This is a genomic window from Desulfovibrio sp. (genome assembly GCF_018379785.1).
In the GTDB taxonomy this organism is placed as follows: Bacteria; Desulfobacterota; Desulfovibrionia; order Desulfovibrionales; family Desulfovibrionaceae; genus Desulfovibrio.
On the sequence record NZ_JAGZUV010000046.1, the window covers coordinates 12,436 to 25,426 of the forward strand.

Here is a 12,991-nt window from a genome sequence, read left to right on the forward strand (position 1 = left end):
AGCGACATTGACATATCAACTTATCTTGATATATACATAATTAAATTGCCCAAACGACACGCAAGCGGCCCGAAATTTTTGCAATCAGACACCAGGGCCAAGGAGCGGAACATGCAGATCGGCACGCTGATTCAAGCCGCCAAAGCGCCTTTTTTCTCCCTGGAATTTTTTCCTCCCTCGGACGAGGCCCAGCTGCCGGGCTTTTACGCCACCGTGGAGCAACTGCGCGCCCTTGATCCGCTCTTTGTGTCCGTGACCTACGGCGCCGGGGGGGCGCGGCAGCACAGCACCCTGGCCGTCACGGCCGAGCTGGTCCGGCGCGGCTTCACCACCATGGCCCATCTGACCTGCGTGGGGGCCGAACCCGGGAACATTGCGGCTTTTCTCAAGGAATTGCGCGCCGCCGGTGTGGACAATGTGCTGGCTCTGCGCGGCGATCCGCCCAAAACAGGCAACTGGGACTGGAAGCAGGGCTATTTTCAGCATGCCGCCGATCTGGTGGCCTTCACGCGCGAGCACGAACCGGACATGGGCATCGGCGTGGCCGCCTATCCCGCGCCGCATCCCGAATCCCGCTCCTTTGCCCTGGACCGCCGGTACACGGAGGAAAAACTGCGCGCCGGGGCGGGCTTTGCCGTGAGCCAGCTCTTTTTTGACGTGCGCGAGTATGAGGCCCTGGTGGAAGATCTGCGCGCCAAAGGGCTGAATGTGCCGGTGGTGCCGGGAATTCTGCCCATTCAGAGTTTCGATTCCCTGCGCCGGGTGCTCTCGCTGTGCGGGGCCAATATCCCGGGCAAGCTCTATCTCAGTCTGGAGGAGGCCCACCGCAAGGGCGGGGCCGAGGCCGTGCGCGACGCGGGCCTGGATTTCGCCGTGCGCCAGATCTGCCAGTTGCTGGAGTGCGGCGCGCCGGGCATCCACCTTTATACTCTGAACAAGGGTGACCTCTGCCTGCAGATTGCCGAGGAAGTGGGCATGTAGCGTGTGTTGACCCTCCCCCGCCGCCGGAGATATATGCTGCGGCATGCCCATTGAAAAAAATCATCGCCGTCTGCTGCTGGCCGTCTGCACGGCGCTGTTCTTCATGCCGTTCATGATGGCCGGGGTCAACGCCGTGCTGCCGCCCCTGGGCGAGAGCCTGCGGGCCAGTGCCCGCAAGCTCGGCCTGGTGGGGGCTTTCTATTCCCTGGGGCTGGCGGTGTTCCAGCTGGCTTCGGGCAGCTTGGGCGACATCTGCGGCCGCCGCCGCGTCTTCCTCTGGGGCATGGGCGTCTTTGCCCTGGCCGGAGCTCTGCTCGGCTTTGTGGATTCCGCGCCGCTTTTTCTGGTTTTGCGTTTTGTGCAGGGCGTGGGCGGGGCCATGTTCAACGCCAGCGGTCTGGCCCTGCTGGCCTCGGCCGCGCCGCCGGGCCAACGCGCCAGCTATCTGGGCTTCAGCGGCGCGGCGGTCTATGCCGGTATTGCCTGCGGCCCGCCCGTGGCCGGATTCATCGCGGGCTGGCTGGGCTGGCGCTGGCTGTTCTGGGGCAATGCCCTGGCCGCCGCCGGGGCGTTTCTGCTCATGAAGTACTGCGTCAAGCTGGAATGGCGCACGGCCGAAGGCCAGCCCTTTGACTGGTGGGGCTGCATCATCTACGGCTGCGCCATGGCCGCCCTGACCTTCGGCGCGTCGGAACTGGCGGAAAGCCCGGTTCTGGCCTGGAGCCTGCTGGCGTCCTTCGCGTTTCTGCTGGCCGTATTCTGCCTGTTGGAGCTGAAAAGCCGCTATCCCCTGCTGGACATCCGCCTGCTGACCCGCAACCGGGTCTTCGCCCTGTCCTCGCTGGCAGCCTTTGTCAATTACAGTTCCTTTTTCGGCATGTTGTTTTTTTTCAGCCTCTATCTACAGGTGGGGCGCGGCATGAGCGTGCAGGAAGCCGGTTTCTTTCTGGCGCTGCAATCCGTGGTGCAGGCTCTGACCACGCCGCTGGCAGCGCGCCTCTGCAATGCCTGGAATCCCGGTTATGTCAGCGCCGTGGGCGTGGCTCTGTGCGGCCTGGGGCTCACGGCGGCGGCCTTCCTGCAACTGGACTCCCCCCTGAGTCTGCTGCTGGGGGCGCAATGTCTGCTGGGCGTGGGCATCAGCCTGTTCGCCCTGCCCAACACCACCATCATTCTGGAAAGCGCCGGGCCGGATCACGTGGGCCAGGCCTCCGGGCTCACCGGGGCCGTGCGCACCGGCGGCCAGCTCTGCAATATGGTGGTCATCACCCTGACCCTGAGTCTTTTTCTGGGCCAGGAAGCCGTGAGCATGACCAATATCGACGGTTTCCTGTGCAGCATGCGCACGGACCTGATCATTTTCGGCCTGCTCAACCTGCTGGCCGTGGGTTTTGTCCTGGCGCGCAACCGGCAATAAGGCGGGGCCGCTTTTTGCCCTCCGGCCGCGCCGGGCAACCGTCCTGTAATGCCCCGGCCCCGGCATCAAGGGATGCCGACAGGCCCTGGCCGCAACCGGCGGAGTCGTTATGCCATCATCCTCTTTATCAACGGATACCGGCGGGCCGGACCTGCGTATCGGCATTTTTTTTGACGGCACGGGCAATCATAAGGATCTGCGCGCAACCGCGGCCCGGCCCACCAATATTGCCGCCCTGTATGATCTCTACGCCACGGACGGACAAAGCGTGTTCGCGGTCTATGTGCCGGGCATCGGCGTGTATGATTCCGCGGGCAATCTGCGCGGCGATCCCCTCTCTCTGGCCACGGGCCTGGGCAAGTCCGGCGGCTATGCCCGCATGGCCGACGCGGCGGAAGGTCTGCTGGCGGTCTTTCAGCGGGTCTGGCCCTTCCCGCCCGCGCGGATCGTGCTGGATGTCTTCGGTTTCAGCCGGGGCGCGGCTCTGGCCCGGCACTTCGTCAACGCGGCGTTACTGGCCGGTCTGCCGGACCCGCGCCGCCCCATGGACGCGAGCGCGGTGCCCCGGCCCATCCGTCCCAATCTACGGATCATCCGGAACCAGGGCCATGGCCGTCTGGACTGCCCGCTGGAGATCGGTTTTCTGGGCCTGTTTGATACCGTGGGTTCCTTCGGCCTGCCCGGCAATGCGGACGAAGGCGATTTCGACGTGACTCTGGGGCCGGAAGTCGTGGCCCGGACCCTGCACCTGACCGCCGCCAACGAGTATCGTCGGAATTTTCCCCTGCGCTCCATTTACGACGGCGCGTCCAATACCGGCAATGAGGCGGCCTGCCCCGGCGCGCACGGGGATGTGGGCGGGGGCTACGCGCCGCCCGGCGCGGCGAATCCGGAACATATCCTGGTGGGCGCGGCGGAGGCCAGCGCCCGACGCGGCGGCGGATCCACAGTGTACGTCTTTCCCGACACGCCCCCTGAACTGGAAGCCCTGTTCCGGCGCATACTGGCCCCCTGGCCCGGCAGGCCCCTGGCCGCTCTGGCCCGGGAAGCCCTGGATAAGCACGGCTTGGTGCTGCGCCGTGCTCCGCAGGCGGCCAGCGAGGGGGACGAGGTGTTGCGGGCGCGGTTTTTCGTGCCCACGCGCACGCGGGAGACGCTCGGCCTCGTGCCGCTGCGCCGCATGCGGGACAGTGCCGCGCGCCATGGCGCGCCTTTTCGGGAGCTTGATCCGGAGCGGGAGCGAGAGGCTTCGCGGGTCGCGGCGGCACGGGCGGAAGATCCCCCGGCTTTCTGGCTGAATTATATCCACCTTTCCGCCGTGGCGGATACCCGCTACAGCCGCTGTTTCAGCCTGGACGCCGACGGGCGGGTGACGCTGCGGCCCGGCTTGGCGGAGGCGGACCTGCCAAAAACGCGACATATTGTGGACGGCATTTTTCTTGTGGACGGTCCGGCGGCAAGCGGCAGACGGGTCATTTTTGATAACGGACAAAAAAAGTAAGAAATTTACTTTAATGTATTCCACTGCTTGTCTGAAAAAAATGGCGCCATGACGCCAAAAAGCGTAAAAAAGTCTAAAGTTTTACGGCAGAGGGTCGAAAACACCAACAGGGACGGAAAATACCATGGCCGATACGACCACCGCGCAAATGCGCATCATGCTGCAAGGCTATGAGCAGCAATTGCTGGCGGCCCGTCGGCTGGCCCGTTTCCGCGTGCGGCGGCGTCTGGCCGAGGGGTTGGAGCCGCAGGATCCCGATCCGTCCGTCAAACGTCGCGCCTATGTGGAAAAAGTGGCGCAGGAATTGTTCGACAGCCTGATCTTTACCGGCAGCGACAATCCGGTGGTGGAAGAAATCCGCCGGGAACTGGGCAAGGCCGTGGGACAGGATGTGCAGTTCACCTACCCGCCGGGCGGCAGGCTCTGCATCGTGGGCCAGGGCCCCGACGGACCGCGTCCCCTGAGCGAAGAGGAGCAGCGCCGTACGCGGCATGTCCTCTGGCGCATCACACGCCAAAAGGTTGACCAGAGCATGTTGGAAAAGCCGTCCGGGCAATAGCGGGTATGCGCCCCGTGCCGGACGCGAGCGGCGTCGGCGTCGAGAAGCTGTGACGCGTACGGACGCTGCCCCTGATTGGAGAAAAAGTATGGAAATTCAGACCAATACAAATCCGTTGCTGGATCCTTACACCACCGGCCTGGAAAAAAGCGGTGATGTCCGCGCCCGAACCAGGGCGGAAAGCCGGTCCGACGGGGATCTGGGCGATACGGTGAGCGTCTCCCAGGACGCTCTGTTGCTGACCGAGGCCCGCCGCACCGCGCAGAATACGCCGGACGTGCGCGCCGACAAGGTGGAGTCTCTGCGCATCCAGGTCGCCAACGGCACCTACAAGCCGGACAGCCGCCTCATCGCGGCCGGACTGGTCCGGGAGGAGCCCGGCCTCTTCCGGATATAGGCACGTGCCGCCGTCCCGTCCGCGTCGTCTGCTCGGCGGCGGGCGCATGCACGATGTTTTTCGCCGCCTCCCGCAAGGGGGGCGGCTTTTTTCATCAGGCCATACACTCAGCCCGCCGACATCTTTTATATCCAGGCATGCTTCCTGCATAAAGATTTACGCCGGTTCTCCGGCAAGGAGCATGCGCCATGATATTGACGATCACCCGCCATTACGCCCTCCGGCTGACCATAACGGCCCTGCTGCTCTGCTGGGCCTTGCCCGCCCAGGCGGTGCGCATCAAGGATATCGCCACTTTTTCCGGAGTGCGCGACAACCAGCTCATCGGTTACGGCCTGGTGGTGGGTCTGGCGGGCACCGGCGACAAAAAGGATTCCGTCTTCACCCTCAGTTCCATGAAAAACATGATGGACCGCATGGGCATCGGCGTGAATTCCTCGGCCCTGAAAATCAAGAACGTGGCCTCGGTCATGGTCACGGCGCGCATGCCGGTCTCCTCCAAACCGGGCAGCCGCCTGGACGTGACCGTCTCCTCGGTGGGGGACGCCACCTCTTTGCTGGGCGGCGTGCTGTTGCAGACCGCGCTCAAGGGCGTGGACGGCAAGACTTACTGTCTGGCCCAGGGATCGCTGACCGTGGGCGGCTTTTCCGTCACCGGCGCGGCGGCCAGCACCCAGAAGAACGTCAATACCGTGGGCCTGATTCCCGGCGGCGGCATTGTGGAGCGGGCCATCCCCTTTGAGTTCAACCAGCAGGACAAGCTGACCCTGAACATGCGCGTGGGTGATTTCTCCACGGCCCAGCAGATCGCCGAGCGCCTCAACGCGGCCATGGGCGGCCCTTACGCCAGGGCCGTGGACGCCATGAGCGTGAGCGTGGACGTGCCTCCCCAGTACAAGAGCAATCTCGTGCCCCTGATGGCTTCGGTGGAGAATCTGGAAGTAACCCCGGACACCGCCGCCAAGGTGGTGGTGGATGAAAAGACCGGCACCGTGGTGTTGGGCCGGGACGTGCGCATTTCGCGCGCGGCCGTGGCTCACGGCAACCTGCAGATCACCGTGCAGGAAAGCGAGCAGGTTTCGCAGCCCGGTCCCTTTTCCCAGGGCCAGACCGTGGTCACGCCCCAGACCGACATCAACGTGCGTGAGGAAAACCGCCGCCTGGTCATGGTGGAAGGGGCCACCCTGCAGGAACTGGTGGACGGTCTGAACGCCATCGGAGCCACGCCCCGCGATCTGATTTCCATTTTGCGCAGCCTGCAGGTGTCGGGCTCGCTGCATGCGGAACTGGAGGTGATCTGAGATGACCGCGCCCCTCAATGCCGTCCCGGCCGCGATCCCGCCGGAAAGCGCCCGCAGCGAAGGTTCCCGCCGCGAACTCCAGGCCAGGCTCGCCGGACTGGGCGATCTCGGCGGCAAAAAGATTTCGCCCGAGGCCAAAGCCAAGAAGCTGCGCGAAGCCTGTGAAGGTTTCGAGTCGGTCTTCATCCAGAAGATGTGGCAGGAAATGCGCAATACCCTGCCCAAGAACGGCCTTCTGCACGGCCGCGATGAGCAGTACTGGCAGGACATGTATGATCAGGAATTGTCCAAGAGCATGACCTCGGCCGGCGGCATCGGCCTGGCGGACATGATGTACGAGCAGCTTTCGCGCAATCTGGTTTCCGCCAGCCGCGGCACCGCCGGGTCGGGCCGCGGCGCGTCCTTTACCCCCTCGGCGGCTCCCCTGCTGCAAGCGGCGCCGAAAACTCCGGAAGCTCCGGCGGTTGCCGCCGCCGCGCCGTCAGCGGCCCAGACCGCTCAGGCCCCCCATGACGCAGCCCGCGGGGAGGCCGTGCCTTCCGTTTATGACGGCGCGGTTCCGCAGACCGGCGTTATCAATCGGCAAGCCGCCGCCGACAAGGGCACGGACGCGCACAGCGGGACAGAAGCCCTGAGTAATCCCGAAGTGGAGCGGGCTCTGGCCGCCCTGCGGGCGCAACAGGCCCTGACCGCGCCTGCACAGGGCCGGGTGGAAGCCGTGCCCGCCGGACAGGGCGTGAGGCGGCAGCAGGCGTCTTCCGGCCTGGAACTGGCGCAGATGGCCCAGCGCGAGGCCGGGGACAAGCTCGGCCCGCGTGCCGTGCGGCCTCCTTTGCGGCATCCGGCGCGGACCGACGGAACCCCGCTTCAGAACGCGTCCTTTACTCAGGCCGCGCCGTCGGCACAAAACATGGGGCAGCCCGCAGGCCAGGCGGGCATGCCCGCGGGAACGCCCACGGCCGTGCAGGCGGCCATGTCTTCCGCGGGAGCCATCCCCGGCGCGCCTTTGGTGTCGGCCGCGGCGGGGCCGGGCGTCATGGCCGCATCGCAGGCACAAGGCCCGGGGCAGGAGCCGGCGCGGACCGCCGAAGCCGCGCCGCAAAGCCGCACGGTGCGCTATACCACCAATATTCCGCAGAAAGGCCGCACTCGGCGCGGCCAGGAACTGATCCGCACCCTGAACACGGACGGCACAGGGCCGGGCAGCCGCGCGGGCGCGGGTCTGGCCGCTTATCATGCCGCCCAGGCCCAGGCACAGCCTCAACCCGCCGAGGACGCCGCCCAAAGCTCCGCGCGGAATTCCGTCCGGACTGTCGCCCCGGCTGCCGCGCAGGCGGCGAATCCGGCAACGACTCAGTCCGGCGGCCAGGCCGTGCCGCCGCTGACCGCGCGTTCGGCGGAGAGCCGGAACGCATCAGGCAACGGCGCGGCGGATTCCTTTGCCATCCCGCCGCTGACGGCCGGGGATCTGCGCGGCTAGGTGCTGTTTGCGTTTAAAATGTGTAAGCGGAAAACCACGTTTTTTGTACTGCCTTCACGCCGAACCGGCAGGTGGGGCGTGGCATCCCGCCAGGGGCGCTGATTCAGGCATGGTCGTTTAAAAGGGCATGGATTTTGCTTGATTGGGGTCAGGCGGCAGTTTCTGCCCGGCGCGCGGTATGCCGCCCACGGACAGCCCCCCTGATCGTCAAGGCCAAGCGAGGCAGTATGTACCAGAGAATTCAGGAAAGTTTATCCCGCCAGGACAAGGCGCTCGCGCTGTTGCGCGATCTGCTGGAAGAGGAATACCACATCCTGCTGGCGCGCGACACGGACGGCGTGGTGGCGCAGGAATTTTCCGTCCAGGAGCTGATCCGTCAGCTGGCTGTGGAAAAAACCACGGTCATCAAGGCCCTGGACGGCGTGCGCGTGACGGAATACGCCCGCTCGTTGCCCCGGGAGCAGGGCGAGGCCCTGCGCGCGTTGTTCCGTTCCGTGGACCAGAGCGAGCAGGAGGTTTCACGCCAGGCTTCGCGCAACGCCCAGCTTTCCCTGGCGCTGCTGGACCAGAGCAGCCGCACGTTGCAGGCCCTGACCAGCAGGGCCATGCCGCCCAGAGCCGAGACCTACGGGCGCAGGGGCGGCATGCGCCCTGAAATGCATCCTCAGGCGGCCATTATTTCCGGGAGGCTCTAAACCATGCTCTATGGTCTGCTCAACATCGGCCAGTCGGCCCTCAACGCCTCTCAGGCCTGGATCTCGGTCACCGGCAACAATCTTGCCAATGCGGATACCGAGGGCTATTCGCGCCAGTATGTGGATCAGCGCGACGCGGGCGGCCTGACGACCAAGCCGGGCGCGCAGGGGCTGGGGGTCAACGCTCAGCAGATCATGCGTTTCTTCGACTCCTTCCTGGAACGCTCCTACGTGCGCCAGGCCACCAATTCCGCGCGTTGGGACGAGCAGGACACCATCATGACCTCGCTGGAGAACATCTTCAACGAGTCCAACCGGTCGGGCCTCAGCTCCTCGCTGAACAAATTTTTCACTGCCTGGCAGGATCTGGCCCTGCGCCCGGAAGACACGGCCACCCGCGAGAGCCTGCTTTCCTATGCCGACAATCTCAGCGACATGTTCGGCAGCACCATGGACGGCATCAAGGCCATCCAGAAGGAGATGGACGTCTCCATCGGCCAGACCGTGGACCGCGTCAATGATCTTTCCAAGGCCATTGCGGACCTTAACCGGCAGATCACGTCCAACACCGTGGACGGCGTGAGCAATCCCAACAGCCTGCTGGACAAGCGCGATCAGTTGGTGCGCGAGCTGGCTTCCCTGGCGGACGTGGAGACCATCGACAACGGCAAGGGTAATTTCCGGGTGCAGCTGACCACCGGCCAGCCTCTGGTGGACGGGCAGAGCAGTTATGAACTGAGGGTCATGGGCCCGCAGGCCGAAAACCGGCTCACGGCCGATTCCGCCTACAGGGGCTCCGTGCAGTTTGACGGCGCGGACAGCCACGAATACACGGTGGAGATCGTCAACGGCGGCAGCGCGGGCGACGTGCCGCCGCCGCAGTTCCGCGTTTCCCTGGACGGCGGCAAGACCTGGCTGCGCGACGACGACGGCAAAGAGCTGCGTTTCGACATTACGGACAGCGACGGCGACGGCACGACCGATCAGGTGCTGGTCAAGAATCTGAAAATTTCCTTCAGTGCGGCGGACAATTTCCACGCCGGAGACAAGTTCGACATCACGCCCAAGGACGGCCTGTACTGGATCGAACCCACGCGCGGTCCGGAAAACATCACCCCGCAGGTCGGCTTTGACGGCACGGACAACCTCAGCCGTCTCACCGGCGGCAAGCTGGCCGCGTACTACAATATCCGCGACGACAACTGCGGCCGCTACATGGACGAGCTGAACGCCGTGGCCTCTTCCCTGATCTGGGAAGTGAACCGCATCCACAGCCAGGGCTCGGGCCTGAGCATGCTGGATTACGCGCAGGGCCAGCAGCGCGTGGAAGACATCACCAAGGCCCTGGGGTCGGCCCAGTCCATATTGCCCTTCTCGGACAAGCTCCAGGCGGGCAACGTCAATTTCCATTTCTACGACAAGACCACCGGCGACTACAAATCCTCCGGTATGCTGGACTTTGATCCGGCCACGCCGGGCATTCAGAATTTCGACCCCGACACGCACAGCCTGGAAGACGTGCGCGACGCCATCAACAATATGGTGGACGCCGACGGCAATCCCCTCGCGCCGCCGCCGCTCAACGCCAGCATCCAGGACGGCAAGCTGATCATTGAAACCAATCCCGCCGCCGATGTGACCTTCGGCATGGGCGCGGATTCCACGGGCCTGATGGCGGCTCTGGGCATCAATACCTTTTTCAGCGGGGACAGCGCGGACAGTCTGGCTGTCAACAGCCAGGTGCACAGCAATACCAACCTCATCGCCTCGGGTCAGGTCAACGGCCAGCATCAGGCCAATGCGGGCGACAACGCCACGGCCACGGCCATCGGCAAGCTGGCCGACAAAAAAATTACCATTTCCACCCTCTGGAAGACGGTGGATAATCAGAGCATTTCCGAATATTACGCCAACCTGGTCACTACCGTGGGCGCGGACCGGCGGCTTTCCAAGACCAATTCCGAGTACCACTCCGCCCTGACCAACGATCTGGCTGAACGCACGGCTTCGGTGTCGGGCGTGAACATGGACGAAGAAATGAGCAATCTGATCAAATTTCAGCACTCCTACACAGCGGCGGCCAAGCTGATCACCACCGCCGACCAGATGCTGCAAACCCTGCTCGGGCTCAAGCAGTAGGAAAGAAGGGAGGGCGTATGGCTATCCGCATTACCCAAAACATGATGTACAGCGACATGGTCGGCCAGATGCAGAAAAATCTGGCTGCCTATATGGAAAGCAACGAACAGGGCTCCACCCAGAAGAAGATCAACCGGCCTTCGGACGATCCCGCCGGAGCCTACCGGGTGCTGACCACCCGCGACGACCTCAATGCCACGGCCCAGTACCAGACCAACGTGGACACGGCCCGGGGTTGGCTGGAGCTGGCGGACAGCGTGCTGAGCACCCGGGTCAGCACGCTTTTCCAGGATCTGGAAAGTCTGGCCCAGCAGGCCAGCAATACCGAAATGTCCGCCGAGAACCGCAAACAGATCGGCGAGCGGGTCAAGCAGATTTTCGGTCAGCTTCTTAACCTGTCCAATACGGAATTTGAAGGCAAGAGTCTCTTCGCCGGGCATAAGTACGACAGCAACGCCTTTGAACAGGGTCTGGCCCTGACCAGTTGGGATGACAACTGGTCAGGCGACATCAGTCAGGGCAATTACAGCATTCAGGGCGCGTCCGACACCTCCATGATGCTCCAGTTCACCAGCAACGGCAATCTGAGCGACCCCGCCACCTACCGGTGGTCCAAGGACGGGGGCGCCACCTGGAGCGACGGGACGGTGCAGGTAAATGCGGGGCCTCCGCAGACATACGACATGGTGGCCGACGGCGTCACCGTGACCATGAAGCAGGACATGGCCGTCAAGGCGGCGGACGTGGACGCCGGGCCCGGAGCCGAGAACGGCACTCTGGTCTATATCCGGCCCACGGCGGTGTACCAGGGGGACGACAAGGACCCGCCGCCGGAAATGACCATCATGGGCGGCCAGCAGGGCCTCAAGGCCTCGGCCAGCGGCACGTTCAGCAAGAATATGCTGGTGCGCGTGGACGAGCCCGCTACGGGCGTGGACCTGAATACCAGGGGAGAGGAATTTACCTGGTCCTACAGCACGGACGGCGGTTCCACCTGGGTCACGGCCAAGGGCCAGACCTCCGGCGGCGGCACGGTGCGCCTGCCCGTGCCCGGCGGCTATATGGATCTGGACGCCACAGATCCGGGCGTGAGCCCTATCGTGCCGGCGGGCGCGCAGATCATGATCCATCCCTCCCGCGCGGATCTGAATTATGAAATCCTCAAGGATACCTACATTTCGGTGAACGGGGTGGGCAAGGACATTTTCGGCGGCTATTACCAGGGCAAACCCGCCATTGAAGGCGACGCCAATGTTTTTGAGGTGGTGGGCAATCTCATTGCCTACTGCGAAAACAACAACGCCACGGGCTGCGGCCAGTCCCTGGCCGCCCTGAAAAAAGCCCACGAGCGCATCACCACCGAGGCGGACCGCTACGGCGGCCTGGAAAACCGCGTGGAGATGGCCGCCGACGTGCTCAGCTTCCAGAAGCTGGACCAACAGGAACGATTAAGCTATACTGAAGACATTGACCTGACTGAACTGCTGACCAAACTTACCCGGCAGCAGCTCACGTACCAGACGGTGCTCCAGTCTTCATCCATGATCATGAAATTGAGCCTTGCCAACTATATTTAGAGCGGCGCTCCAGCCTGAAAAAACGGACGATCAGAAAACCGTGAGCTGCTCCGTGAAAGTACTCCATATGGACAAGCCATGCTGATATTGACGCGACGCCCCGGTGAAAGCCTTTATCTGGGCGAAAACATACGCATAACCGTCCTGGGTATGCAGGGGAAACAGGTCAAACTCGGCCTGGAGGTGCCCGGCGATACCACAGTGTACCGCGAAGAGGTTTACAAGCGGGTCATTGAGGAAAACCGCCGCGCGCTGGCGACAAGCAACGAAGACTTCATGGTGGCAGCTGAACTATGGCACGAGACAAAGAAGAAATAGAGATCGACACCCGTCTTGGACGGCGCCGCATCGATACCGATAAAGTGATCCGCTTCCCTCACGGCCTGGCCGGATTTGAGGGAGAGCGGGATTTCATCCTGCTCCAGATCAGGCCCGAAGCGCCGCTGCTCATCCTGCAAAGCGTGACCGAGCCGCAGGTGGGCCTGCTGGTGGCCGATCCCTACAGCTTTCTGCAATCCTACCCGGTCATGGTGGGGGATGCGGAACAGCAGCTGCTCCAGATCAAGCGCATGGAGGACGCGGCCATTCTGGTCACGGTTTCCATCCCGGCCGGCGAACCGGAAAAGGCGGCACTCAATCTCACCGGGCCCATCGTCATCAATCACAATGCCCGCATCGGCCTTCAGGTGCCCCAGAGCAGCGAAGGGCCGACCCAGATCAACATGCATTCGCTTGAGCCCATGGAGTCCGCTCCGGCCTCGCCGGAAGACGAAAAGGTGCCCGGCCCGGATTCCGGCACGGCCCCCGGCGCGTAGCGCGGTTCCATACCGGAAGCGGATCGGTTTCCGCGATGGCCGGCACCGTTGCCTGTGCCCGAAGCCAGGGAAAAGCCGGGCTTTTCCGATGGACTGAAACCGGACCCAATTCCCCGCGAATCCTCATCC

12 protein-coding genes are annotated in these 12,991 nt (G+C 63.8%); all 12 read left to right on the forward strand.

Features of this window, described 5'->3' with window-relative positions:
* Nucleotides 1-111 precede the first annotated feature (111 nt).
* Nucleotides 112-981, forward strand: a complete 870-nt coding sequence (locus KH208_RS10415; RefSeq protein ID WP_291436074.1) for a methylenetetrahydrofolate reductase — start codon at nucleotides 112-114, stop codon at nucleotides 979-981.
* A gap of 43 nt (nucleotides 982-1,024) precedes the next feature.
* Nucleotides 1,025-2,398 carry an MFS transporter gene (locus KH208_RS10420; protein WP_291436076.1) on the forward strand — a complete coding sequence of 458 codons (1,374 nt, stop codon included), beginning with the start codon at nucleotides 1,025-1,027 and terminating at the stop codon, nucleotides 2,396-2,398.
* A 109-nt stretch (nucleotides 2,399-2,507) separates the two neighbouring features.
* Nucleotides 2,508-3,899, forward strand: coding sequence for a DUF2235 domain-containing protein (locus KH208_RS10425; protein WP_291436077.1), 1,392 nt, complete (start codon nucleotides 2,508-2,510; stop codon nucleotides 3,897-3,899).
* Between the two features lie 124 nt (nucleotides 3,900-4,023).
* Nucleotides 4,024-4,458: a DVU0524 family FlgM-associated protein gene (locus tag KH208_RS10430; RefSeq protein ID WP_291436078.1), complete on the forward strand. Its 435-nt coding sequence runs from the start codon at nucleotides 4,024-4,026 to the stop codon at nucleotides 4,456-4,458.
* 88 nt (nucleotides 4,459-4,546) lie between these two features.
* Nucleotides 4,547-4,855 (forward strand): flagellar biosynthesis anti-sigma factor FlgM, encoded by a 309-nt coding sequence (gene flgM / locus KH208_RS10435; RefSeq protein ID WP_291436079.1) that lies wholly within the window; start codon nucleotides 4,547-4,549, stop codon nucleotides 4,853-4,855.
* Nucleotides 4,856-5,043: 188 nt separating this feature from the next.
* On the forward strand, nucleotides 5,044-6,156 hold the full coding sequence (locus tag KH208_RS10440; protein ID WP_291436080.1) for a flagellar basal body P-ring protein FlgI: 1,113 nt from the start codon (nucleotides 5,044-5,046) through the stop codon (nucleotides 6,154-6,156).
* A 1-nt stretch (nucleotide 6,157) separates the two neighbouring features.
* Nucleotides 6,158-7,636 (forward strand): rod-binding protein, encoded by a 1,479-nt coding sequence (locus KH208_RS10445; protein ID WP_291436081.1) that lies wholly within the window; start codon nucleotides 6,158-6,160, stop codon nucleotides 7,634-7,636.
* A gap of 227 nt (nucleotides 7,637-7,863) precedes the next feature.
* Nucleotides 7,864-8,331, forward strand: coding sequence for a flagellar protein FlgN (locus tag KH208_RS10450; RefSeq protein WP_291436083.1), 468 nt, complete (start codon nucleotides 7,864-7,866; stop codon nucleotides 8,329-8,331).
* Between the two features lie 3 nt (nucleotides 8,332-8,334).
* Nucleotides 8,335-10,470 carry a flagellar hook-associated protein FlgK gene (flgK, locus tag KH208_RS10455; protein WP_291436085.1) on the forward strand — a complete coding sequence of 712 codons (2,136 nt, stop codon included), beginning with the start codon at nucleotides 8,335-8,337 and terminating at the stop codon, nucleotides 10,468-10,470.
* A 17-nt stretch (nucleotides 10,471-10,487) separates the two neighbouring features.
* On the forward strand, nucleotides 10,488-12,047 hold the full coding sequence (gene flgL, locus KH208_RS10460) for a flagellar hook-associated protein FlgL (RefSeq protein ID WP_291436087.1): 1,560 nt from the start codon (nucleotides 10,488-10,490) through the stop codon (nucleotides 12,045-12,047).
* 78 nt (nucleotides 12,048-12,125) lie between these two features.
* Complete coding sequence (gene csrA, locus KH208_RS10465; RefSeq protein ID WP_008682049.1) at nucleotides 12,126-12,365, forward strand: carbon storage regulator CsrA; 240 nt, start codon at nucleotides 12,126-12,128, stop codon at nucleotides 12,363-12,365.
* Nucleotides 12,341-12,862 (forward strand): flagellar assembly protein FliW, encoded by a 522-nt coding sequence (fliW, locus tag KH208_RS10470; RefSeq protein ID WP_291436091.1) that lies wholly within the window; start codon nucleotides 12,341-12,343, stop codon nucleotides 12,860-12,862. The genes csrA and fliW overlap by 25 nt, the downstream gene beginning before the upstream one ends.
* Nucleotides 12,863-12,991 lie beyond the last annotated feature (129 nt).